Raw genomic sequence first — 22728 nt, forward strand, 5'->3', positions numbered from 1 at the left:
GCACGGCCCCAGCGCCATTCGCTGCGCGCCGAGTTGCAGGCGTTGCTCGCCCAGCAACCGCCACCCACGCCAGCACTCGATTCTGCCTCTTGACATTTTTGCCATGACCCTAACCTATGACCAATAGGCTTGCCCCGGCCCGCCATCGGGCACCCGCAAGGGGTGCCCCCTACAAGCGATACTGCGAACGTCATGAGCAGCAAGTGGATTCCGGCCAAAACCGTGCCGGAATGACGCTGGCGTCGTAGGCGCCCTTCCGGTTAGAGACTCCGCTTCAGCGCCGCAAGTGACGATATTATCTAAGCGGCTCCGTGCCCCTCCAGCACGCCGATCGTGAGGCGGTAATGCACTTCTTCGCCGGGCTGCAGGAAACGCAGGCGGCCCTCCGCGCGCAGCTTCTGGCGCGGCGTCTCCCAGTAGTTGGCCGGCTCCAGCGCGCAGACGTAGTCGCCCGCGCCCATCATCTTCCACTGCGCGAAGCACGGCAGCTCGGCAGCGCGGTAGCGCACGTAGGCGCCGAAGTTCAGCGCGCGGTTGACGATCGCGGCGCGCACGAAGCCATCGGCGCCGACGCGCGGCTTGTGGAAGAAGACCTGCTCGGCGTAGTCAGGCGACGGCCGGTCGAAGCGCGTGTGCCGATCCAATCCCTGCCGGGCCGGCTCGTCGCGCGGGTCGACCTGCTCGTCGTCGATAATCAGTTCCGAGTCCGGACTGACGACCGGGAAGCCAAAGTTGCAGTGATAGAGCAGCATGTGCGGGGTCGGGCGGAAGCCATCGTTGCGCACCGTATCTTCGATTGTGAATGAGTTCGCGCCGAGCCGCGTGACGATGTGGCGCGTCAACAGCAGATTCTCCCCGAACAACACTGACTGGCGCACCTGTGCTTCAATGGCGAGCACGTAGTCGTCGCCGCGCCACTCCTCGGTGACGCGCACATGGTCGGGCGGCATGTGCGAGATGCGGCCGTGCAAGCCGAGTGCTTCCGCGCCGTCGGTCTCCGGTTGACCAAAATGCGTCAGCCCGCACGTCGTCACCAGCCCGCCGCCAAACGTGCGCACCCAGCCGTAGCCGAGCGGCTCGTGTTGCTCCGGCCGTCCGAGCGCCGGGTGGATCCACGCCAGCGGCCGCCCGTTTTGCTCCGCAAAGCCGATGTCGAGGCCGCGGTCGATCAGCACCTGGAACCGGAAACCGCTGCCGGTGTAGATTTCGGCGGCGCGCATGCCGCGCGGCTTGCCGTCGGCCAGTTCCATCAGGCGCACGCCGGCGATCTGCGACAGGCCGCCGGTCATCTGCCGCAGTTCTTCGATACTGTATTTGTGTCCGAACAGTTCAGGCATGGGACCTCAATTCGGGGATCAGGGATCGGGTGTCAGGTGTCAGGGATCGGGGATCGGTGTATTGGGATTTGGGATTTGGTGCTTGGGATTTCCCCGTTGGGATTTGGGACTTGGTTTCTTACTGGCGTTCCCAGACACGCAGCCCCTGCCGGCTCAGGTAGATCGGCATGTTCTGGAACAGCGGGCTCTCCTGCTCGATGGCGCGGATCATCGCGCGCTTCTCGTAGGAGTGGTCGCTGGCGAGGATCGTCAGCGAGCCGCCCTCGCCGCCGGCGCCATTCACCTTCCAGCCGAGCGCGCCATGGGACTTCGCGATGGCGATCACCTGCTGGGCGTCGCGGCTGACCAGGTACGGGTTGAGCCGCGCCTGCGCCTCGGTGTTCTGCGTCATGGCGCGACCGAGCGCGGCGAAATCGCCGGCCAGCACGGCATCGCGCGAGCGGCCCGCCGTGCGGCGCAGCGCTTCGAGCTTGGGGCTATCGGGCCCGGCGCTCTCCAGTTCGCGGATCACCTTCTCGTGTACCTGCGACGAGTCGTGCGAATGGCCGAGGAAGACGAGCACCAGCCGCCGCTCCAGTTCCCACCAGATCGGGTTCGGCACCTGCAGCGGCGAGACGGTCGCGTGCGGGTAGTTGAACATCTCAATGTAGTTGATGCCGCCGAACGCCGAGCACAACTGGTCCTGGATGCCCGACTGGCGCTTGAGCATCTCGACCTCGATGGCGTGCGCGGTGTAGGCCGCCTCGTGCGCGCTCAGGCGGCCGGGGGTCAGGCAGTCGAGCGCGCCGACCAGCGCGACGGCGACCGCCGCCGAGGTGCCGGTGGACGCGCCGGCCGGCGCTTCGGAGAAGATGCTGACCTGGATCGCGACGTCGTCCGGCACCTTCATCCGCTCGATCGACGCCTCCAGCAGCGGGTGCCGCACCCAGCCCTTGCGCTCCGGCGGGATGGCGTAGCGCTCACCGAAGTTTTCCGCATTGATGACGATTCGCTCGGGAACATCGGCGGTACGGTAGACTTCGATCTGCACCTCGGCGTACGGGTAGACGCCGATATTGAAGATCGCGCCGCGCCCGGCGAACCAGGTGTCGGTCCAGCCGCCGTTGTCGCAGATGCGGATGGGGGCGAGGCTGTTGATCAGGCGCACGGGGCGGGGAGAGTTGCTCATAGGGTCGATGTCCGCAATGGCGACGCGCCGAACGGCGCGGCCAGGATGACTGCGCTTCGGATTGTGCTACCCAACGGGGGAAAAGTCAACTGCCAGTGAGGCGGCTACGACGCGCGAGGTCTATCGAATTGGCGTCGAAGTCAGCGGCATTTGCGGTCCCGGTGTGGGACGGGGCATATCGAATGTGCCGCCTGTACGTGTGACATACACGCCAACACTTGCCGCACCGTGCATTCCCTGCGTACCATACGCGTCTACGACGACGAGATGCCCCCGTTCTTCGATGAAGCGCAGTGTTGTAGTGAAGATAGCTGGTATATCTTTTCTTAGATCAAAGCTCCCCTCAGTGAAGCCCGATAAAACTTCTGCCCTTGCTTGGAATAGGTCGAGATGAGCAGACACCCGCGTGTCCTGTCCAGCCGTTACCGTGGTCGTCACCACCACTGGCTCGTTGAGCGCCGGTGCCTTGGCCATCACGAGCTTGACGTCCAGACCGTAACCGGGACTTGCGCCGGGCACGATACAACCGACCACGTTGAGCAGGGAAAGGCAGATCAATACACGGAAGATGGTCTTCATCGCTCCTCCTCGGCAGACCGGCGCATGGCGCGGTACAGTAAGAGACCGCAAGCGGCTACGGCGCATAGTGTAATCATACTCCGCCCCGCGGGACAAAAGCAAGTTTTCGTTTCCGGTGCTTCCCCAGACCCGTTTGACGCTGCATGACGGATTGATTAGACTACCCTCCATGCCCGCACCCAACATCTTCCAGAAAGTATCGCAGGCGCCGACCAATCCGCACCCGCAGACGCCGGGCCGGACGTTCGACGTGGCCGACCTGTATCGCGGCCCGGTCGCCGATCTTGAGGCGAAGGCCGGCGGTGGCCTGCCGCTCGACGAAAAGCTGCGCCAGGCGTACTTCTGGATCGTCAACACGGCGATCATCAGCCCGCACTACGACATCGAGTACAACGACGGGCCGAACCAGTCGTTCGTCTTCGGCGACAGCAAGACGCGCGTCAGCCTGCCGTCCGGGCAGAGCTACTCGTCGTACGTGCTGCTGCCGCTGCTGACCTTCGCCACGCGCCGCAAGTGCCTGTTCATCGGCGGGCCGGGGCGCGGCAAGACCGCCAGCGCGATCCTGATGGGCGTGCTGGCCGGCTACTCGGTCAAGGAGGTGCGGCGCGGCATGCAGCACGGCCAGCCGCAGATGACGATCGCCGATCTGCTCGGCACGCCCCTGCCGGCCGACCTCGTCAACGCCCAGCGCATCGAGGACATCCGCATCGCGTGGCGGCAGTGGCTCGGCATGCGCGTCAAAATCGTCGACGAGTACAACCGCATCCCGACGCGCACGCAATCGGCCCTGCTGACCGTGATGGGCGACAACTACGCCGAACTGCTCGACCACGTCTACGAGTGCCCCGAAGCGGCCTGGTACCTAACCGCCAACGACGACGCGGGCGGCGGGACGTACCAGGTCATCGAGGCGCTGCGCGACCGCATCGATGTGGTCGTGACCGCGCTGGCGTTCAACATGCGCTTCCTGAAAGAGCTGCTGGCGCGCATCGAGGCCGGTGCGCGGCCGGAAGACGTCGTGCCAACGCAGATTATCTTCACGGAGGCCGAGATCGACCGGCTCGACCGGGAGATCGTGGCGGTCAACCTGCCGCCGGAGATTCGCCGCCGGCTGGAGTTCTTCGCCAGCCAGTTCGAGTTCCTGGAGCCGGCCGCCGCGCAGCTCGAGTACATGACCAAGGACACGGCGCGCCTGTCCAGCGTCGACGTGCACCTGCTCTCGTCGCAGGAGACCGGCAAGGACAAGGTCAAGGACATCGGCAGCCAGACGAAAAACGGCCTGTCGGTGCGCGCGCTGATGACGCTGATCGTGTACGCCAAGGCGCTGGCGCACTTCCGCGGCAACCCGATCGTGGAGATGGAAGACCTGCGGCAGATCCTGCCGTTCGTCCTGCACGACAAGCTGGTGATGGACGCGGACTCGCCGTTTTTCGACGCGCCGGGCAACGCCGCCTTCCGCACCGACCGCATCGGCTGGCTGCGCCGCCTGTTCGATCTGTCGTGCGCCGAGTATGACCGGCTGAACCTGGACAAGGACGACCCGGTGGCGACATTGGAGGCGGAGTTCGCGCACGGGCTGGAAGGCGTGAACGAGTCCGAGGCGCGCGCGCGGCTCGCGAAGATCGAGCGGCAATTGGCGGAGTGGAGCAAGGCGCGCAAGCTGTACGGCAACATCTACGACGACATTCTCAAGCTGAAGTACCTGCACCAGCGCTACACGAACTACCTGAAATGGCTGACATGGAAGCAGTAACCACCATGCCTCCGCTGACCGGCGCGTTCGCCGCTGTGCTGAAGGCCGGACGCGAGACGTTCAACGCGCGCTTCGTCGAGGCGCGGCGTATACACGCGGCGCTCGACGGCGCGGAGTTTCTTGACTTTCTGCGCGGCACGGTTGCGCCGGTGGTCGCGGCGGCGCACGCGACCCGGCCCGACGCGACCGCCACCGTCGCGCAGGTGCTGTACGACCTGTCGCTCGAACTGCTGTGCGAGGACATCCTCGGGGCGCGCTCGCGCTACCCGCATATCGGCGTGGCATGGCGCGATCTGCTACCCGCGCTGGCAGCGCACCTGGCCGCCGCGCCGCGCGCCGTCGCCGGATCGGTCACCAACGCGCTCTACAACCTGTCGCAGGTACCGGGCGCGCGCCCGGCGGAGTGGATCGAGTCGATGCGCGCGCTGGCACCGCTCTGCGCCGACGGCGATACGCTGCTGCGTGGCGGCCAGGTCGCCGCGTGGCGTGCCGGGCTAGCCCACTACCGCACCGGCGCGCTCGACCTCTGCGGGCAACTGCCCGCGCCGGTCGTGCATGCCGCGCTCGATGCATCACCCGCCGCGCGACAGATGCCGGTCGCCGACCTGATCGCCCGCCTGCGCGCCGAGCCGTGGCGCAAGGCGTCGCAGATCGACGGCAAAGCAAGCGCGGGACAGCTTAAGATTGTGGCGCGCGCGGGGGCGTTTCGCGGCTTCGGCGGGCTGTTCCTCGCGCCGCCGACCGTGACGCCGGCCGGCGGGCAGTTCATCGCGAGCGATGCGCAGACCGGCGCGTACCTGCTGAGTGCCGACGCCTACGGCGCGACGTTCCACCGCGCCGACGGCATGAAGGCCAGCCCGTCGCTTGGTCCGTTCAAGCTCGACCGTGGCGGCCGCGTGACGCTCGGCAAGCTGAGCTGCACCTTCCCCGAACTGACCAACGCGACGAGCGCCGCCTCGGACGGCACCACGCTGGCCGTGACCACCGCGCTGTCACATGCGGTCTGGCTGGTCGCCGCCGTCTAAATCAGATCCGCGAATAACACGCTCTTCGCCAATCTTTTGTCCACGCCATACAGACAGAAACACGAAATGAATTCGGCTTCCTATTCGCGTAGATTCGCGTTATTCGCGGAGAAAAGAAAAGAGGACTCGCAATGGCGATTCTGGCGAGTGTACCGGATTAACCGGGGAAACGCTCTAGCACGATTTTGAAAGGTATTGCGGCTAAGCGGATCCACTGAATTCTGAGGGGTGGTAAAGTGATTAGCACCACGGTCTACGGAATCTGATTGGGCAGATGCACTCTCGCCGAATCATTTCCCGCTACGAAATGGTACAATGCCAAAGTCTGCGAACCCCAGCTCTACGATCTGGACGGGTTTCCCCGCGATAGTGCGTGGTAGCCCCAATGCAAATAAGTCGGTGTGGTCCCATTCCCATACGCCGACAATAAATTGGGAAACCTTGGCATCTGCCGCAGAGTCTGCGCCCGTGGCGCTTGTGATCAGAGCATGCGTCCCAATCTTCCGCTGCCAATTCAGCCATAGATGTCCATCGGATCCCAAGAAGTTTTCCCAGTCAGCCCCATATTGTCGCGCCAGGCTCGCAAATAGCGGGTTGCGCAGTGCTGGATCACTAGCCAGTTCAGGCGGGAGCGGCGCCAGAGTCGGAATTACCCATGGCCTTGGCGTGACCACAAAAGGCGCTGTGGCTAATGGTGTGACGATAGATGCTGACAAAGGTATTGCGGGCGCCTTCTCGGTAATCAATATGATAGTTCCAGCAATAGCGACGATGAAAACCAGGGCACCACGCCTCACCCAAATTTTGTTCGACCGGATCTGCATTCACGCTCCTCCTACCGATCGTGGTTGATATGAATATTCCAGGCTCCCTTCACATGCCACCAGCGGGCGTACACTCCATGATAGTAGCCGCCGCCATCTGGTGTTCTGGCTATCATATAGCCGTGCACTCGAGGTCTGTGCCCAGAACCACCTTGGTCTAGCCACAACGCTCCGGAATCTCCAGTCTCGTTCCAGTTGTCAGCCAAAAAAGTATCTCTATACCATGCAGTCTTGCCGTTTCGGACATCAAAAACACCTATCGTCAAAGGATAATACCATATACGGCCAAAAGTCGTTCCTGTTCTGAATCCGGTCTTATTGCCATACCAATTCATCTGAGGTTCAAACATCTCTTGTGGATCAGGGTTACCGATGCCATGAATCTCAGCGACCATTTCACTATCTGCTGTCAAATAACCTATGACGACATCGGTGAGGTTAGCATTAGCTTCATCATCGTACCTTGTCTTAACGTCGTCTGGTAGTGGTTGGCCCTGTATACCTCCAACGGTTCCAAGATGTATAAGACTTTGACCGGAAATAACTTGACCAGTTTGCAAATTGGATCCATCGAAACACGCCTATTTCCGGGCGTTTTCGCACTCAAGTGGGCAGATTGTTTCCGGTCAAACCCTAACTGGTGGCGGGGGATTACATCCGCCGATATCAACGGCTTGATACACTCTGTCGCCTGAGCAGCAACCAGATGGATCAACCAGCACATGGTAGTTTCCAAACAGATATTTCCAGCCACTAACAGATCGGCCACCACCTTCGCCGATAACAGATGCTCCCAACGTACCGGCTCCGTACCCATGGGCTAGATTCCCCATGATTAACCCGCCCTTCGCAGGACGCTCAAAGGTACATCTGAACTAATCCAAGGCGAAATGCGGCAGACTGGGATTCGCTGTGGGCCAAAATAGCGCAGGCGTTGATTTGGCATAGCCACTATCGAAAGCAAACTTCGGAATTTCCAACTCGAATATTTCTATAGGCTTACCATTGTCATGCCTTTGGGGCAATACAGACTGTAGCAGATCACTCTTGTCCCACTTGGTCACAAAAATCGTGAACTTTGGATTCGGATTTTGCTCATTGAGTTGCTGGTCACTAAATCCGGTAATCAACGCACGCGGTCCAATAATCCGCTGGTACTTGACCCAGGTCTTCAAGTCCGGATGCAACCCCTTTTCCCAATCCTTGCCGTATTTCTTCGCGATGCCGGCAAATAGGGGATGTCGGAGAGCAAAATCCTCTGGTCCTTGTGCATACGCGAGGCTCGAAGTCAGCATAGCGCCAATCAACACCAGGACCAAAGCCACGGCAATCTGGAGTTTTTCTCGTCTGGGAGACATGGCGTACGCCTCCTAATTACTGTGATGCCGCTTGTGGCGGCAGAACGGGGATCTAGCGCGATCTCAGAGGTGCTGTCTCGACATGTACGACATGGGATGAAGTCGTGATACTGCAAACACTTCTGGCGACCATCTTTCAATTTCCAGTATACTCCTCAGGGGGGGGGAAATGTCAATGGGCTCAGGAAAGCTGGCAGAAGTCTGGCAGACTCACGCCTATAGCCGAAATAATGCACGTTTTCCCTTGGGTTTCTTTACGCTCTCTGCGTCTTGGCGTGAGACAGACCTTCCTTTATGTCTTGTCGACTTGGTGGTGAGATGATGAGCAACGAGCTCGACACCCTGCAAGCGCAGTGGTCCGCGCAGTGGCAAACCGCGCTGGCCACCTGGAGCAAGTTCACCAAGCTCGGCGCGCCGCACTGGTGCGCAACGCACAAAGAGGCCACGGTCGAAGGGCTCTCGCAGTCGTTCGCCATGATCCGACTGACCGACCAGACGGTGGTGATCGATCTGCAAGGCGTGCGCGAGAACAAGCTGGACGCATTCGCGCGCGAGGTGCTGGCGCACGAGATCGGCCATCACGTCTACGCGCCCGCCGACCTGACCGACCACGCGCGCATGCTGGCGCGCATGCGCTGGGCCCTGCCGACCAAGGAGAACCTGGCGCCGTTCGTCGCCAACCTCTACACCGACCTGCTGATCAACGACCGCCTGCAGCGCAGCGCCGGGCTGCACATCGCCGATGTGTACCAGCAGATCGGCAACCGCTCGGCCGACCGCATGTGGACATTCTACATGCGCATCTACGAGATCCTCTGGAGTCAGCAGAAAGGTACGCTGACGTTCGGCGAGATCGATGCGCGTTTGGAAGGCGATGCGCAGCTTGGCGCGCGACTGATCCGCTCGTACGCGCGCGACTGGCTCGACGGCTCCGGCCGCTTCGCCGCGCTCTGCCTGCCGTACCTGCTGGACGACGACGGCAAGACGATCCAGCAGATCCTGAAGGGCTGGCGCGACATGCAGAACGCCGGCGCGGGCGGCGGCATGCCGAGCGGCTTAACCGGCATCGAGGATGGCGAAAAGGAAGGCGCGATCCATCCGTCGCTCGACCCCGACCTGGCCGGCGAAGGCATCGACAGCGCGGACGCCGACGGCGACGGGCAAGCGCCGCCGGTTGAGAGCGGCACGCAGAAAGCCAGCACCGGGCAGGCGCGCCAGCCGTTCGAGTTCGGCGAGATCCTGCGCAGCCTCGGCATTGACCTGGATAATCACGAGATCGCCGCGCGCTACTATAAGGAACGCGCCGTGCCGCACCTGATCCGCTTCCCGTCGCGCATCGTGCCCGAATCGACCGAGCCGCTGCCGGAGGGCACGGAGCCGTGGGAGGTGGGGCAGCCGTTAGAGGACGCCGACTGGACGGAGAGCATCCTGCGCAGCCCGCGCGTCATCCCCGGCCTGACGACGGTGCGGCGCGTCTGGGGCTCGACCGAGGGCAAGCTGCCGGAGAGCCAGCCGCTCGATCTCGACCTGTACGTGGACTGCTCCGGCTCGATGCCGGATCCGCAAGTGAACGTCTCGTACCTGACGCTGGCCGGTGCGATCATCGCACTGTCGGCGCTGCGGGCGGGCGCGCGCGTGCAGGCGACGCTCTGGAGCGGCAAGATGCAGTACGAGACGACGAAGGGCTTCATCCGCGACGAGCATCGCATCCTGCAGATCCTGACCGGCTACTTCGGCGACGGCACGCAGTTCCCGCTCCACATCCTGCGCGACACGTTTGCCGACCGCAAGCCATCCGACCGACCGGCGCACATCCTGATCATCTCCGACAACGGCGTGACGACCATGTTCGACAAGGACGAGCAGGGCGCGGACGGCTGGGCGATCGCGCGCATGGCGCTGGCGAAGGCGCGCGGCGGCGGCACGATGGTGCTGAATCTGTTCCCGAGTTGGGAGCAAGTCGAGAAGCAGTTGGTGCAGGCGCGCGACGAAGGCTGGGACATCAACCCGATCAGTTCATGGGAGGAGTTGGTGGAGTTCGCGCGCAAGTTCAGCCGCAAGACGTATGCGCCGGAAGGCGGCGAGGAGTCCCCGTCCCAACGGCTGCGCCGATGAGCGGTCGCTTGACGCGTCCATGGTCCAGGGGTAAACTGCACGTGTAAGTTATACCTTGTTTAAGAGGTTCAACCATGGAAAGAATCGAGGAGTACGTGCGCCCGCTGACGGCCAAGGGTACGGTGACCATTCCCATCGAAGTGCGCCGCTTGCTGGGGTTGAACGTGCGCGACAAAGTGCGTTTCCGCGTGGTGGATGGCCTGCGCGTCGAACTGTTGCCGCCGCCGATGACGCTGGAGAAAGCATTCGGCTCGGTGAAGCCGCGTCAGCGCCCCGAGAACTTCAAGCGTCTGCGGGACACGGCGGTTGAAGAGCATATCCGTCGCCGCACAGCGAGGCGCGCGTCGTGAACACGCAATTCGTGGACACGAACGTGTTTCTGCGCTTCCTCACGCGCGATCATCCGAAGCGCGCCGAGGCCTGTCTCGCCTTGTTCCAAAAAGCGCAACGCAACGAAGTCCGCCTGACGACTGCGGAGGCGATTATTGCCGAGGTCGTCTATGTACTGGCATCAAAACAGTTGTATAACTTGACGCCCGAGGAGATTCGCGCCCGGCTCTACCCGCTGCTGTCGATGCCGGGTCTGAAACTACCGTATCGCCGGATGTACCTGCGCGCACTCGATCTGTACGCGTCGCAGCGCCTGGACTTCGAGGACGCACTGGCGATCGCCCACATGGAGCGCCTGAAGATTGGCGAGATCATCTCGTATGATCGCGAATTTGACCGGGTGGCGGGCCTTCAGCGCATCGAGCCATAGCCGTCGCCAGTTATCGCCACCGAGTCATTCGGCGCCGAGCAACGGGCAACCGGTAGCCGACCGCAACTCGAACAGGCGCGCTCGACCGGCACATAACACGAACACAGGGAGTGACGTTAGTCTCGTGAGTCTCGCGCAAAGTGCGCTGCCGTGGGCATGTGGAAACTCTTGCTTGCGCTTTGCCCTGAACGAGGCTAAGATGGCGGCGGTTATGCGGTACCATCGGCTGTCTGCTCGCGATGATCTGGCAGTCACAATTGGTGCGACGATTCGACGACAAGCGGGGGCGCAACGCCACCGCTTGTCTGTTTGATCGGCGTCACCGAAGGGGGTCAGCCATGAAGGCACGTCTTTGGCTGGGTTGCGTGATTCTCAGCGTGGTCGGACTGCTCGTGGTTGCCCTGGGGGCAGCACCGGCGCACGCGGGCGGAATAGTCGGCACGGGGACACCGGGCAGTTGTAACGAAGCGGCGCTGGACGGCGCGCTGTCCGGCGGCGGGGCGGTCACGTTCAACTGTGGCGGAGCGGTGACGATCACGTTCAGTGCCGAGAAGGTCATCGCCATCACCACGACTATTTACGGCACCAACGGCGGTCTGGGCCGCATCGTGTTCAGCGGCGGCGGCAGTGTGCGGCTGTTCCATGTCACACCGGGTGCGGCGCTCACGTTGCAGAGCGTTTTCCTGCGCAACGGCTACGCGGGCGCGTCGGGCGGCGCGCTTCAGATTGAGCCGGGTGGCCTGGCGACCATATACGGCGACGTGCTCTTCGAACACAATTCCACGGCCGCGCATGGCGGAGCGATCGGCAACTACGGGACGCTGAGGCTCTGGGAGACCAACTTCGTCAGCAACACCGCCAGCCTCAACGGCGGAGCGGTTGATTCAACCGGCGCACTGGGGCTGAACGGGGCCATCTTCATTCAGAATTGGGCGGGCTTCCGGGGCGGGGGTGTCAACAACTACCTGGGGACGGTCGCGCAGGACCCGTCCTGGAGTGAAGCGTCCTCGTTCATTGCAAATTACGCCGGCGCGTATGGCGGCGCACTGGTCAACGACGCGGGCACGCTGACGCTCACGGCGGCGTTCCGCGACAATCGCAGTAACGGTGCGGGCGGGGCGTTCAAGAACAGCGGCCCGGCGTGGGTGAGCGGATGGTTTTCCGGCAACGTATCGCTGACGAACGAGGGCGGCGCCATCTGGAACGAGCAACCGCTGCGGGTAACCCGCTCCACTTTTGAGGCCAATCAGGCGTCCAACGGCGGAGCGATCATCACGTCGGGGCCGCTCACCGTGAGCGAATCGCTGTTCACCGGCAATCAGGCCGGGAATCAGGGTGGTGCGATTCGCGTCAGCGCCGGTATGCCGGCTGTAATCATGAACAGTCGCTTTAGCGGCAATCGGGGCGGGCAAGGGCAGACGATCTGGAGTAATGGCGGGTTGTCGGTCAATTCATCCACGTTCAGCAACAACGGCTACGCGTGGAACGGCAACGGGGGCGTGATCGAGACGTGGGGAAGCCTGAATGTGGTCAATAGCACCTTTGCCCAGAACGCGGGGTACCATGGCGGCGCCATCATGATGTACAATGGCACCATCGCCGTCACCAATTCAACTTTCATCAGCCACACCGCGGGAATTTCTGGCGGCACGCTCTTCCTCGGCACGCCGGGGCTGTCCCCGAGTGTGCGAATCGTCAATACAGTGATTAGTGGCGGCGCACCGGACAACTGCGACTTCCCGGTGCTGTCACTGGGTGGCAACGCCGACAGCGGCACGACGTGCGGTTTCAATCAGCCGTCGGACCAGAGCAACGCCAACGCCCAATTCCAGCCGCTCGGCAATTATGGCGGCGCGTTGGTTGGCTTCGACGGGCTAACGCCTTTGTGGACCGCCCCGCCAGTACGCGGCAGTCCGCTGATTGACGCGGCGCTGCTCGCGGCATGCCCGCCGACCGACCAACGCGGCGTGCCGCGACCGCTCGGCGCGGGGTGCGACATCGGCGCGGTCGAAGTGCGCCCGCCAGTGTTTCTGCCCGTGATCCGGCGCTGACCCGCTCCAGCGGACGGAGCCGTCGCGCGTGAGTCGGGCGTATTGCTCAGCTTTGCCAGTCAGAGCAAGAAGGCGTTCGGCACGAGCGGCGGCATTGCCCGCGACCAGGGCCGGGGCATCAACCCGATCGGCACATGGGAGGAACTGGTGAAGTTTGTGCGCAACTTCAGCCGCATGACGTACGACGAAGGCGCGCCAGCCGGGAGCGCGCACCGATGAGCCGCGAAGGCCCCCCGCTCGAAACGCTGCTGCGCCGCCTGGCGGAGACGCCGGCCGACTTCCTGGCCGAGCCGCGCATCGGCGCCGCCGGCAGCGTCAACGTCGCGGCGGTCGTGTCCGACACCCTGCGCGATCTCGGACTGCCACCCGCCGACGCGCAGACGCTGGCGGTGTTCCAGCCGGCCAGCGCGCGCGAGCACCGCAACCGGCTCAGCATCGTGCTCATCATCTGCTGGCTGCTGCACGACCCGGCGTTCGCGGAGCGCCCCGACGCGTCGCGCACCGTCGAACTGCTGTCGGACGGCGCACAGGCGCTCGCGCCGTATGTGCAGGCGCCGAAGCTCGTCTCCGATCCCGACCGCCGCGAGGAATTGGCGCGCACTGCGCTCGACCGGCTCGGGCTGCGGCCCGCGGGCGAGAGCGAGGCGCAGGCCCAGGATCGCCTGACGACCGTTAGCAGCGCGGGGCGCTCGAAGGTCATCAGCGCGGCGCGCGCGGCTGAGGAGCGCGCCCGGCAGATTCGCGAGGCGCTGGCGCGCAAGGCCGCCGAGGAAGCGGCCGACAAGGCGACGCGGGAATAATGCGATCCACGAAGAGACACGAAGGAACACCAAAGAGTAATCCGCGAATAACGCGAATCTTCGCGAATGCGAATCAGGTTTTTGATTCGCGCTTATTCGCGTTATTCGCGGATCGATATCTAGACCATGATGCCCAACTATTCGGACGATCTGACCGACGCCGCACGGTATCCGGGCCTGACGGAGCACGGCGCGCGGGTGCTGCGCTTCCTGCGCGAGCACCCCAGCGCGCCGCGCTACACCGCGACGTGCGGCCACCACCTGACGCCCGAATGGCTGGCGCAGGTACGCGTCTTCGACGCATCGCTCGACGCGGAACCGGACGGCTGGACGCCCGGCGGCGTCCCAGCGTGGATGGATGCGTTTGTCGAGCAGTGCTTCAGCGACGTCCCGTTCTACCGGCAGTACGGCGCGCGCCCGCAACAGTTCGGCGACATCCCGGCTTGCACGCGCGAGGATATCAGCCACGCGCCGTGGTCGTTCGTGCCCGACAGCCAGCCGCTCGACGGGCTGGTCTGGTACAACACGACCGGCACCACCGGCCACCCGCTGATCGTGATGTCGCATCCGGTCACCGCCGCATCGTATCTGCCGCTCGTGCGGCGCGCTCTGTCCGCGCATGGTGTGACACTGAGCGTAGAGAGCGAGCGCGTGTTGTACCTGCTCGTCGGCTGGCAGCGCAAGTCGTACGCCTATCCCTCGGTCGTGCCGGAGATGGCCGAGATGGGCTGCGCCAAGCTGAACCTGCATCCCGCCGACTGGCGCGACCCGGACGACCGCGCGCGCTTCCTCGACGTCTGCGATCCGCAGTTCTACACCGGCGACCCGCTCGCCTTCGCCGAGTTGATGCGCCTGCCGCTGCGCACGAGCCCGCGCGCGCTTGTTTCGACGGCGATGGCGCTGCTGCCGGGCATGCGCGGTGCGCTCGAAGCGCACTTCGCGTGCCCGGTGATCGACCTGTACTCGATGAACGAAACGGGGCCGATCGCGTTCACGCAGGGCGACGCGCGCATCCTCCTGCAGCCGCGCCTGTTCGTCGAGGTGCTGGACGAGCGCGGCGCGCCCTGCCCGCCGGGCGTGCGCGGCGAACTGGTCGTCAGCGGCGGGATGAACCCGTTCCTGCCGCTGCTGCGCTACCGCACCAGCGATTTCGCTTCCCTGGAGTTCCGCGGCCGCCGGCCGGTGATCGTCGGGCTGGAAGGACGCCAGCCGGTCATCTATCGCTCGACCGGCGGCACGCTGCTCAACAACCTCGATGTGACGAACCCCCTGCGCCCGCTCGCCCTGCCGCAGTTCACCCTGCATCAGCGCGCGGACGGCGCGCTGGCGATGCGCGTGCGCGCCCCCGCGCCCGACGAGGCGGCGATCCGTACCGCCGTGCGCGACCTGTTCGGCGCGGACCAGGCGGTCAGCATCGAGATCGTGGACTCGCTCGGCGACAAGGTCGTGCAGTACACGAGCGACATCACTATGTAATCCACGAAGGGACGCGAAGAAACACCAGAAGAAACCGTTATCCGCGAATAACGCGAATCTTCACGAATGGATTTTTGATTCGCGTCGATTCGCGTTATTCGCGGATAATGCCTTTGGTGTTTTTTCGTGTGAATTCGTGGACAACAGGTTTTCATGACCGATCATTGGATTGACTACCGCGCCATACCGGGGCGTGAGCAGAACGCGGCCGGCGCCGGCTGGAAGGCGCTGCGGGACGTGCACAGCCCGCAGTTGGGCAACAATCGCGATCTGTACGTCCGCCTGCCCGCCTCGTACGGAACGGGCGAGCGGCACTACCCGGTCATCTACATGCACGACGCGCAGAACCTATTCGACCCGGCGACCAGCTTCGCGGGCGACACCTGGCAGGTCGATGCGGCGATGGGGACGCTGGCCGCTGAGGGCATCGAGGCGCTGGTGGTCGGCATCCCGCACATGGGCGACCAGCGCACGCAGGAGTACAACCCGTGGGCGCGCGGCGAGCCGTACCTCGCCTTCGTCGTCGAGACCGTCAAGCCGCGCGTTGACGCGGCATTCCGCACGCTCGCCGGCCGGCACGACACCGGTATCATCGGCTCGTCGCTCGGCGGGCTGATCAGCATATACGCCTACTTCCGCTACCCGGATGTGTTCGGACATGTCGGCGGCCTGAGCCCGTCGCTGTGGGCCAACCGCTTCGAGATCCTATCGTACGTCGCAAACGCCCCGCTGGTGAGCGGCAAAGTCTACATCGACCACGGCACGCGCGAAGGCAGCGCCGTTCCGCTGCGCGACGTGCTGTTGCGCAAAGGTTACCGCGAGGGCACCGACCTGTGCTACGTGCGCGAAGAGGGCGGCATGCACCGCGAGTCGGCGTGGGCGGGGCGTCTGCCCGGCGCGTTGCGCTTCCTGTTCGGCACAGCATGAACGCCGCGCCCCGTCGCATCGTCGTCTGGCGCGTCACGACGCGCTGCAATCTCGACTGCGCGTTCTGCGCGTACAGCCGCGCGCTCGGCGGCGCGCGCACGGACGCCGACCCGGCCGCTGTGCGGCGCTTCGCGGCCTTGCTCGGCGCGGACGGCACGACGAGCGGGCGCGACACGCTCATCAGCTTCCTCGGCGGCGAGCCGCTGATCTGGCCGCCGCTAGGCAATCTGGCGCGTGCCTGTAAACACGAGTGCGGGCTGCGTACCGGCGTGACGACCAATGGCACAACGCTTGGCGCGGTGGACGCGCGCCAACGGCTGCGCGACGATATGGATGAAGTCACCGTGAGCGTGGATGGTCTCGGAGCGTTCCATGACCATGTGCGTGCCGCGCCGGGCGGGTTCGCGGCCGTGCGCGACGGCGTCACACGGCTGTGTGGCGAGATCGCGCGCGCCGGAGCCGGGCCGCGCGTGCGCGTTAACACGATCCTGATGCGCGGCAGTGTCGAATCGTTCGAGGGGTTCTGTATTGAGATCGCAAGCTGGGGTGTCGCCGAGGTGACGTTCAACGCGCTGGGCGGGCGCGACCGCCCGGAGTGCTACCCGGCCAACCGGTTAACGGCAGACCAGGTCGCGCAATTCGCGGCTGTGCTACCGGACATCCGCACGCGCATGTTCGCTAGCGGCCTGACGGTGCGCGGCGGGGAGGCGTACCTGGCGCGCATGTTCGCATCCGCGCGCAACGAGACGCTGCCGGTCGCAGACTGCGAGCCGGGCACGGAATTCCTGTTCATCGACGAGCACGGCCGTGTCGCGCCGTGCCACTTCACCGCCGAAAGCTACGGCGTGCCGCTAGCCGCGATTCGCACGCTCGGCGACCTGCGCGCCCTGCCGGCGCGATGCGCGGCATCCGGCTCGATGGCGGCCCGGGCCGCGTTGCCGCCGTCAACGTCTGCTTTCAGCGCCGCACCTGGACCTACGCGGCGATCTCGCCGGCGCTGGCACAGGCCGGCATCGTCAAGGTCAACCTCAACCCCGGCGACTGGCGCGCGCCCGGCGACCGGGCCGCCTACCTCGACGCCTGCAATCCGGAGATCTACACCGGCGATCCACTCTCGTTCGTCGAGTTGTCGCGCCTGCCGCTGACGACGCGCCCCAAAGCGCTCGTCTCGTCGGCGATGGCTCTGCTCGACGGCACGCGCCGGATGCTGGAAGCACACTTCGGCTGCCCGGTGATCGATATCTACTCGCTGAACGAAACCGGCCCGATCGCGGTTGCCGTCGACGGTGGGTTTGCGCTGCTGCATCACCGGCTGTACGTGGAGATCGTGCGCGCCGACGGGACGGCATGCGAAGCGGGCGAGCGCGGCGAAATCACAGTCAGCGGCGGATTCAGCCCGTTTCTGTCATTATTGCGCTATCGCACGGGAGACTTTGCGGCTTTCGCTATGTGCGACGGGCGACCAATGCTGACCGGCTTGGAAGGACGACAACCAGTGGTGTTCCGCGACACACGCGGCAACGCCGTCAACAACATCGACGTGTCGCACGCGCTCAAGCCGTTCGCACTGGCGCAGTACCAGTTGCACCAGTCGGCGGATGGGGCGCTGCGGCTGCGTGTGCGCGGCGCGGGCATCGCCCCGCAGGCACTGCGGCGTGCGCTGGCTGCGCTGTTCGGTGATGCCGCAGTCATCACAATCGAGGAAGTGACCGGCTTCGGCGCGCCGGGCGACAAAGTCGTGCAGTATACGAGCGACCTGGTCGCCGCTGACGGTTTCAGCTAGTTCCTACGGCGGCACATAAATGAATATCGGCACGAAGTAAACCCACGACGCGAGCCCGAAGTTCTGAACCGTCGTCAGTGTGGCTGTTACCGGCACGCCGGGCGCCGACGCCGTGCTGTATCCGCCGGCCGACGCTGTGACGGTATATGCGCCCGCCGGAATGCCGACCAAACGGTACGTCCCGCTTCCGTTGGTCTGCGCCGTCAGCACGCCGATGCCGGACGCATCAACCGCAATCACATGCGTGCCGGAGATCGGGTTGCCGGTTACCGCGCTGATCACCGTGCCGGTCAAGCTCCCCACGGCGTATGGCATGCATTCTGGGAACTTGAACGAGCCGATGCGTGTCTGCCAGTTGACCAGGCCGCTGGTCTGAATGTACTCATTGGTGTACCAGAACGTGCAGCCGTCCTGCGGGTCGACGCCCATCATCGAGTAGTCGCCCCAGCGTCCATACTGCCCCGATTGGTAGCCACTGCCCGCCGTCATCGTCATCTCGCCCTGCGGCAAGGTGCTCAGCGTGTCGGACACCAGCCGTCCGGCATAGCGAATCGACGGGTAGAGTGTGGTCGAGCCTGCGCTGTAGCCAATCGCCAGGTTGCCCTGCCGGTCCATCGCCGCGCTGCCCATCCAGCGATAGATCCCGTCGGCGGGCGCGTAGGTCGACTGCTGAGCTACACTCCAACTGCCGTCACTGGGGTTGCGCTGGAACTCGTACCAGCGCACGCCGGCGCGGTCGACGCCATCGGCCAGCACGGTTTCATTGACGACGAGCGACTGGTGGCCGCCGAAATCGCGCAACGCCGCGCGATACATCGCCCGGTCGCCCAGCGCATCGAGCTTCACCGGGGTGCCGGGCTGCGGAATGCAGTTGGCGCACGGCAGCAGGGCGAACGACGCCACCGGCAGCGTGTAGTTGGGATTCCCGTTGATGCCGAACGTGGAGGCGGGCGGGTTCGCCCAGTTCGGGCGAAACTCCCAGACGCGCGCCGCATCAGCGCCCAACCCATTGAAGACATCGTCGTCGACCGACAGAAACAGGCCGGGTGTGCCGGCCGGCGGCGGCGGACCGTCGAGATCGACCGGCAGCAGGCTGTAATAGTTGGGGTTGACGTAGTACAGATTGGAAACGATCAGTGCGGCTGACGGGTCGCCCACCAACATGCGCTGGCGGTCGAAGGCCGCCGCGCCAGCGCCCAGGTACGCGGTGCCCGAACTGTTGAACTGATTGACCGTCATGTAGTACGCGCCGTACTGCGGGTCGGGCCAGACGCCGAACTTGGGATAGTCATTGAACCAGCTTGCGCCGTCGAGGTAGGGGTAGTCGTACAGGTACCACGCACCGGCCGGGTCGGCCGTCTGCGACACGGCGACGCACTGGTGAAAACCCCCCGTGATGGCGAACTGGCTGATGAACCAGCGGTGCGCCTGTTCATCGAACAGCACGATCGGGTCGCCACTGTTACTTAATGCACAGCGGGAACCGGGCAACCCCTCCGCCCAGAGCGCGTTGCCTGCCGTCGCCGGCAGCGCGACCACGGGGGCCAGCGGGTCGGTGACGTCCCACGCGTTGTAATGCAGGTTCACCCACTCGAAGTAGTACTTGCGGCCTGTCGCCGGATCGTAGCCGATATCGCCGTTGGGGTCGGGCGGGTACACCAAACGACCTGCGACCGATTGGTTTTCCAGATTGCTCGCGCCCTCGAAATTGGCGATCAGCCCGGGCATGTTGGCCGCCGGAGCGTGCGGCTGATCGAGCATCGCGCTGGGTTCCGCGACCGGTCGCGCGGAGACGCCAGCCAGTGCGCGGCGCAGCACCGTGCGCGCGACCGGCGTCGATGAAGCATTCGCCGGGCTGGCAGCCGCCTGCGCCGCAATCATCGACAGCGGCGCGCTGGTCGCGAAGGCATCGGGATAGATCACCGTAATCGCCGGTGCGTTCACGCGCGCGGCCGGCCCGGCCTGCGGACGGCCGGCCAGCGCCGTGGGTGATACCACCAGCGCCAGCGCAACCGGCGCAAGCGCGGTCAGGCACAATACAATGAGCCGCGTCACATACCTGTGTCGAATGGAGTGCATACCGTGCTCTGATCTGGAAGTTCAATAAAACACTCCGGATTCATCGAGTCCGAAGTGTTTTTGCTGTGAACGGTGTATATCCGGCAGATTAGCGAATTACAACGGCGCCGCAGTACTCGCATTTGTCGGTGCCGAGCGGGATGCTGCCGCCGCAGTTCGGGCACTTCTGCGTTTCGACGGTGACCTTGACGCCGGCCTTGATGAGCGCGGCCTGCGTGTCGGCCAGTTCGCCACGCAGGTCCTTCAGCCGCTCCAAATACGCTTTCGGGTCCATATCGCCCGCCTTCTTCAGGCGCTCCAGGTCGGCGATGTCTTCGTGCAGCATGCGCAGACGCGACTGCATGCCTTCCGGGCTTTGGTCGGCGACCGTGACCTTGAGCGTCGGCTTCGGCGGCATCGTGGCGACGAACCATGCCAGCACGGCGATCACCAGTGAGACGAGCAGCCCGGCCGTGAGCGGCGAATACCAGATCGGCGCCACCGTGCGCGTCAGGGTGAACAGAGTGACCGATGTGCCGTCGGCGACAACAATCTGATCGGAGCCCGTCAGGCGCGCGGCGTCGATGCGCAGGATGCCGGTCTTGCGCGACGGCAGATCGGTGCGCGACCCGCTCTTGCCCGCAAACAGGTACGCGCCGCCGCCGTCATCGCCGATCACGACTTCATCCGCGCCGTCGTTGTCCACATCCACGCCGGCGATCTCGTTGACCTTGTCGGACACGGTGCTCGACCACAACTCTTTGCCGTCGGCCGTCAGCGCCCAGACGCCGCCCTTTTTCCCGCCGGCGACGAACTCGCGCGTTGAGGGGTTGCCGTCGACCTCGACTTCGCGCACCTCGGTGACCGCCTGACCCGTCGACTTGGTGAACAACACCTGCCCGTTCGAGGCGTCGAGCATGACCAGGTTGCTGCTGTCGCCGCCGAGAATGATCTGGCCCTTGCCGTTGCCCTTCAGATCGTACGCGCGCAGACGGCGCAGCGCCTCGCCCATCGTGTACGTCCACTTCGTCTTGCCCGTGCCGTCGTACAGCGCCACCGCGCCGTCGTGGTTGGCCGCCGCCAGGTAGTACGCGCCGTCCACTTTGATCTCATCCTCGCCGCGGATCGTGTCCACCGCGCCGCCGCGCGACAACTTGGCGCGCCACGCCTCGCGGCCGTCCAGCGTCAGCGCGACCAGTGCGCCGCGATCGTCGCCGACGACAATCTGCGGGCCGGACGCGAAGCGCACGACCGCCGCGCGCGCCGGCGCATTCGTCTGCGCGACGGCCCACTTCTTCAGTTCTTCGCCTTTTGGACCGAGCGCGGTGATGACAATGCCGCCGGCATCCGGCGACAGCACGAGCGTCTCGTCGGCGCCGTCGCCGTTGATGTCGCTGAAGGTGGTTACGAGCGGGCCGCGAAACGTCTTGGAATACACTGGCGCGCCCGACACGTCGAACGCGGAGACGGTCGTTTCGTTCTGCACAACGACGATGCGCGACTTGTCGGCCAGCGGCACGACCTTCATCGTCTGTGCACTGGAGAAGCCGCGGGACCAGCCCGCCTGCGCGTCGAAGCGCGCGTTGTTGAGGCCGCCGGACGCCGTCAGGAAGCCCGTCACACCCATGACGAGCACGATCAGCACGACGGCCAGGATAATCGTGGACAACGAACGGGTATTCATATCGAGTTCACCTGTAGTGAGTGCGTGACAACGGTCAGGTCCGCGCCGGCGGCCCGGCGCTACGCCGCCGGGGACGTCGCCTTGCGCTGGAGCAGACCGTACGTCGCGTGCAGCACACCGAGCACATCGGCGCTCGTGATGTTTGCAACGGGCGCCACAGCAGCCAGATTGATAATGCCGCCGCTCGATTCGATGGCGCTGATGGCGTACGCGCCCACTTTGGCGCCCTGCCGCATCTCCGGCGTCGGCTTGATGTCGTACGCCTGCGGGTTGACGGAGATACGCACGCGCAGTTCGTGGCCGGTCTTCGACTTCTCCGCCTTCCACTTGTTCTTGCCGCTGACGCGGCTGCGCTTGAAATAGCCGGTACGCACCTTGTCCCAGTCGATCACCGACAGGCGCAGCATATTGCCGTCATATAACTTGCCCTTGAGCCCCAGCCATTCATCGCGGTAGTATTGCACTTTCAAGCCGGCGGCGTTAGGCGCCTCGCGTGTCAGCTTGGTCGGCTGGCGAATGCCGGTCAGGTCGAGCTGCCCGAACAGGTCGTCGCGTTTGGGGTTCAGGTCGTCGCGCAGTGTGTGGATGATCTCGCGGGCAGTTTGGTACTGCGGCGCGAACTGCGCGCCGGGCCGCGCACGCATCAGCGCAGTGAACGCGACGGCCGCAGCGATCCACAAACCGCACGAGACCAGGCTAAAGGTCAGGCAGTTGTAGCCGAGGACCAGGTCGAGCACGATGAACGGGAAGCCGGCGAAGAACAGCAGGAATGGCATCCAGCGGCGGCTGCGGTAGCGCGCCGCCTGGTCATCGCGCCGCTTGAGCAGTTCATCCATCGCCGTGATGATCGCGCGGGGCTTATCATTCAGAGAGATAGATACCGGATCGAAGCTGGCCATAGGGGTACCCGCTTGTTTGGGATAGGCTGGATAACGTCAATATTCTACTCTGTTTTCGGCCAACGGCGTAACCGCGCGGAAATTCCGGGGACCACCCACAATTTGCCGGAGCAGGGCGTTGATGGCACGGG

Annotated in this window: 21 protein-coding genes; 12 read left to right on the plus strand and 9 right to left on the minus strand. The window is 64.5% G+C overall.

What is annotated here, in order from left to right:
* Nucleotides 1-299: 299 nt before the first annotated feature.
* The 3 genes from HZB53_21985 to HZB53_21995 form a co-directional block, all read right to left on the minus strand.
* Entirely contained in the window at nucleotides 300-1337 is a 1038-nt protein-coding gene (locus tag HZB53_21985; protein MBI5880330.1) for an aldose 1-epimerase family protein, read from the minus strand.
* Nucleotides 1338-1455: 118 nt separating this feature from the next.
* Complete coding sequence (locus HZB53_21990; protein MBI5880331.1) at nucleotides 1456-2514, minus strand: GHMP kinase; 1059 nt, start codon at nucleotides 2512-2514, stop codon at nucleotides 1456-1458.
* 111 nt (nucleotides 2515-2625) lie between these two features.
* Entirely contained in the window at nucleotides 2626-3084 is a 459-nt protein-coding gene (locus tag HZB53_21995) for a hypothetical protein (protein ID MBI5880332.1), read from the minus strand.
* A gap of 169 nt (nucleotides 3085-3253) precedes the next feature.
* On the opposite strand from HZB53_21995, the gene HZB53_22000 reads away from it, so the two are divergent.
* Nucleotides 3254-4837: an AAA family ATPase gene (locus tag HZB53_22000; GenBank protein ID MBI5880333.1), complete on the plus strand. Its 1584-nt coding sequence runs from the start codon at nucleotides 3254-3256 to the stop codon at nucleotides 4835-4837.
* Nucleotides 4838-4842: 5 nt separating this feature from the next.
* Entirely contained in the window at nucleotides 4843-5862 is a 1020-nt protein-coding gene (locus HZB53_22005) for a hypothetical protein (GenBank protein ID MBI5880334.1), read from the plus strand.
* Between the two features lie 290 nt (nucleotides 5863-6152).
* On the opposite strand, the gene HZB53_22010 is transcribed toward HZB53_22005, so the two are convergent.
* The 3 genes from HZB53_22010 to HZB53_22020 all read right to left on the minus strand — a co-directional run bounded on the left by HZB53_22010 (nucleotide 6153) and on the right by HZB53_22020 (nucleotide 8044).
* Complete coding sequence (locus HZB53_22010; GenBank protein MBI5880335.1) at nucleotides 6153-6686, minus strand: hypothetical protein; 534 nt, start codon at nucleotides 6684-6686, stop codon at nucleotides 6153-6155.
* 11 nt (nucleotides 6687-6697) lie between these two features.
* Complete coding sequence (locus HZB53_22015; protein ID MBI5880336.1) at nucleotides 6698-7246, minus strand: hypothetical protein; 549 nt, start codon at nucleotides 7244-7246, stop codon at nucleotides 6698-6700.
* A gap of 315 nt (nucleotides 7247-7561) precedes the next feature.
* On the minus strand, nucleotides 7562-8044 hold the full coding sequence (locus HZB53_22020) for a hypothetical protein (GenBank protein ID MBI5880337.1): 483 nt from the start codon (nucleotides 8042-8044) through the stop codon (nucleotides 7562-7564).
* Nucleotides 8045-8365: 321 nt separating this feature from the next.
* On the opposite strand from HZB53_22020, the gene HZB53_22025 reads away from it, so the two are divergent.
* The 10 genes from HZB53_22025 (at nucleotide 8366) to HZB53_22070 (ending at nucleotide 17956) form a co-directional block, all read left to right on the plus strand.
* Nucleotides 8366-10159 (plus strand): VWA domain-containing protein, encoded by a 1794-nt coding sequence (locus HZB53_22025; protein ID MBI5880338.1) that lies wholly within the window; start codon nucleotides 8366-8368, stop codon nucleotides 10157-10159.
* Between the two features lie 74 nt (nucleotides 10160-10233).
* Nucleotides 10234-10509: an AbrB family transcriptional regulator gene (locus HZB53_22030; GenBank protein MBI5880339.1), complete on the plus strand. Its 276-nt coding sequence runs from the start codon at nucleotides 10234-10236 to the stop codon at nucleotides 10507-10509.
* On the plus strand, nucleotides 10506-10919 hold the full coding sequence (locus HZB53_22035) for a type II toxin-antitoxin system VapC family toxin (protein MBI5880340.1): 414 nt from the start codon (nucleotides 10506-10508) through the stop codon (nucleotides 10917-10919). Before HZB53_22030 ends, HZB53_22035 begins: the two co-directional genes overlap by 4 nt.
* A gap of 338 nt (nucleotides 10920-11257) precedes the next feature.
* Complete coding sequence (locus HZB53_22040; protein ID MBI5880341.1) at nucleotides 11258-12970, plus strand: hypothetical protein; 1713 nt, start codon at nucleotides 11258-11260, stop codon at nucleotides 12968-12970.
* A 42-nt stretch (nucleotides 12971-13012) separates the two neighbouring features.
* Complete coding sequence (locus HZB53_22045) at nucleotides 13013-13189, plus strand: hypothetical protein (protein MBI5880342.1); 177 nt, start codon at nucleotides 13013-13015, stop codon at nucleotides 13187-13189.
* Nucleotides 13186-13770 (plus strand): hypothetical protein, encoded by a 585-nt coding sequence (locus HZB53_22050; protein ID MBI5880343.1) that lies wholly within the window; start codon nucleotides 13186-13188, stop codon nucleotides 13768-13770. Before HZB53_22045 ends, HZB53_22050 begins: the two co-directional genes overlap by 4 nt.
* A 126-nt stretch (nucleotides 13771-13896) precedes the next feature.
* The gene (locus HZB53_22055) at nucleotides 13897-15246 is read left to right on the plus strand and encodes a capsule biosynthesis protein CapK (GenBank protein MBI5880344.1); all 1350 of its coding nucleotides are present in this window, start codon (nucleotides 13897-13899) and stop codon (nucleotides 15244-15246) included.
* Between the two features lie 153 nt (nucleotides 15247-15399).
* A complete protein-coding gene (locus tag HZB53_22060) occupies nucleotides 15400-16173 on the plus strand; it encodes an alpha/beta hydrolase (protein MBI5880345.1) in 774 nt (257 codons plus the stop codon).
* A complete protein-coding gene (locus HZB53_22065; protein ID MBI5880346.1) occupies nucleotides 16170-17318 on the plus strand; it encodes a radical SAM protein in 1149 nt (382 codons plus the stop codon). Before HZB53_22060 ends, HZB53_22065 begins: the two co-directional genes overlap by 4 nt.
* Nucleotides 17300-17956: a hypothetical protein gene (locus HZB53_22070; protein MBI5880347.1), complete on the plus strand. Its 657-nt coding sequence runs from the start codon at nucleotides 17300-17302 to the stop codon at nucleotides 17954-17956. Before HZB53_22065 ends, HZB53_22070 begins: the two co-directional genes overlap by 19 nt.
* Before the next feature lie 3 nt (nucleotides 17957-17959).
* On the opposite strand, the gene HZB53_22075 is transcribed toward HZB53_22070, so the two are convergent.
* The 3 genes from HZB53_22075 to HZB53_22085 all read right to left on the minus strand — a co-directional run bounded on the left by HZB53_22075 (nucleotide 17960) and on the right by HZB53_22085 (nucleotide 22534).
* Nucleotides 17960-20011 (minus strand): carboxypeptidase regulatory-like domain-containing protein, encoded by a 2052-nt coding sequence (locus tag HZB53_22075; protein MBI5880348.1) that lies wholly within the window; start codon nucleotides 20009-20011, stop codon nucleotides 17960-17962.
* Between the two features lie 112 nt (nucleotides 20012-20123).
* Entirely contained in the window at nucleotides 20124-21698 is a 1575-nt protein-coding gene (locus tag HZB53_22080) for a PQQ-like beta-propeller repeat protein (GenBank protein MBI5880349.1), read from the minus strand.
* 59 nt (nucleotides 21699-21757) lie between these two features.
* Nucleotides 21758-22534: a hypothetical protein gene (locus HZB53_22085; GenBank protein ID MBI5880350.1), complete on the minus strand. Its 777-nt coding sequence runs from the start codon at nucleotides 22532-22534 to the stop codon at nucleotides 21758-21760.
* Nucleotides 22535-22728 lie beyond the last annotated feature (194 nt).

The organism is Chloroflexota bacterium, assembly GCA_016235055.1.
Lineage (GTDB): Bacteria > Chloroflexota > Anaerolineae > JACRMK01 > JACRMK01 > JACRMK01.

What these genes read in the sequence shown, in the direction of transcription:
- HZB53_21985 (MBI5880330.1), bottom strand. Translation starts at nt 1,337, where the DNA reads ATGCCTGAACTGTTCGGACACAAATACAGTATCGAAGAACTGCGGCAG.
- HZB53_21995 (MBI5880332.1), bottom strand. Translation starts at nt 3,084, where the DNA reads ATGAAGACCATCTTCCGTGTATTGATCTGCCTTTCCCTGCTCAACGTG.
- HZB53_22000 (MBI5880333.1), top strand. Translation starts at nt 3,254, where the DNA reads ATGCCCGCACCCAACATCTTCCAGAAAGTATCGCAGGCGCCGACCAAT.
- HZB53_22005 (MBI5880334.1), top strand. Translation starts at nt 4,843, where the DNA reads ATGCCTCCGCTGACCGGCGCGTTCGCCGCTGTGCTGAAGGCCGGACGC.
- HZB53_22010 (MBI5880335.1), bottom strand. Translation starts at nt 6,686, where the DNA reads ATGCAGATCCGGTCGAACAAAATTTGGGTGAGGCGTGGTGCCCTGGTT.
- HZB53_22020 (MBI5880337.1), bottom strand. Translation starts at nt 8,044, where the DNA reads ATGTCTCCCAGACGAGAAAAACTCCAGATTGCCGTGGCTTTGGTCCTG.
- HZB53_22025 (MBI5880338.1), top strand. Translation starts at nt 8,366, where the DNA reads ATGAGCAACGAGCTCGACACCCTGCAAGCGCAGTGGTCCGCGCAGTGG.
- HZB53_22030 (MBI5880339.1), top strand. Translation starts at nt 10,234, where the DNA reads ATGGAAAGAATCGAGGAGTACGTGCGCCCGCTGACGGCCAAGGGTACG.
- HZB53_22040 (MBI5880341.1), top strand. Translation starts at nt 11,258, where the DNA reads ATGAAGGCACGTCTTTGGCTGGGTTGCGTGATTCTCAGCGTGGTCGGA.
- HZB53_22050 (MBI5880343.1), top strand. Translation starts at nt 13,186, where the DNA reads ATGAGCCGCGAAGGCCCCCCGCTCGAAACGCTGCTGCGCCGCCTGGCG.
- HZB53_22055 (MBI5880344.1), top strand. Translation starts at nt 13,897, where the DNA reads ATGATGCCCAACTATTCGGACGATCTGACCGACGCCGCACGGTATCCG.
- HZB53_22060 (MBI5880345.1), top strand. Translation starts at nt 15,400, where the DNA reads ATGACCGATCATTGGATTGACTACCGCGCCATACCGGGGCGTGAGCAG.
- HZB53_22065 (MBI5880346.1), top strand. Translation starts at nt 16,170, where the DNA reads ATGAACGCCGCGCCCCGTCGCATCGTCGTCTGGCGCGTCACGACGCGC.
- HZB53_22080 (MBI5880349.1), bottom strand. Translation starts at nt 21,698, where the DNA reads ATGAATACCCGTTCGTTGTCCACGATTATCCTGGCCGTCGTGCTGATC.
- HZB53_22085 (MBI5880350.1), bottom strand. Translation starts at nt 22,534, where the DNA reads ATGGATGAACTGCTCAAGCGGCGCGATGACCAGGCGGCGCGCTACCGC.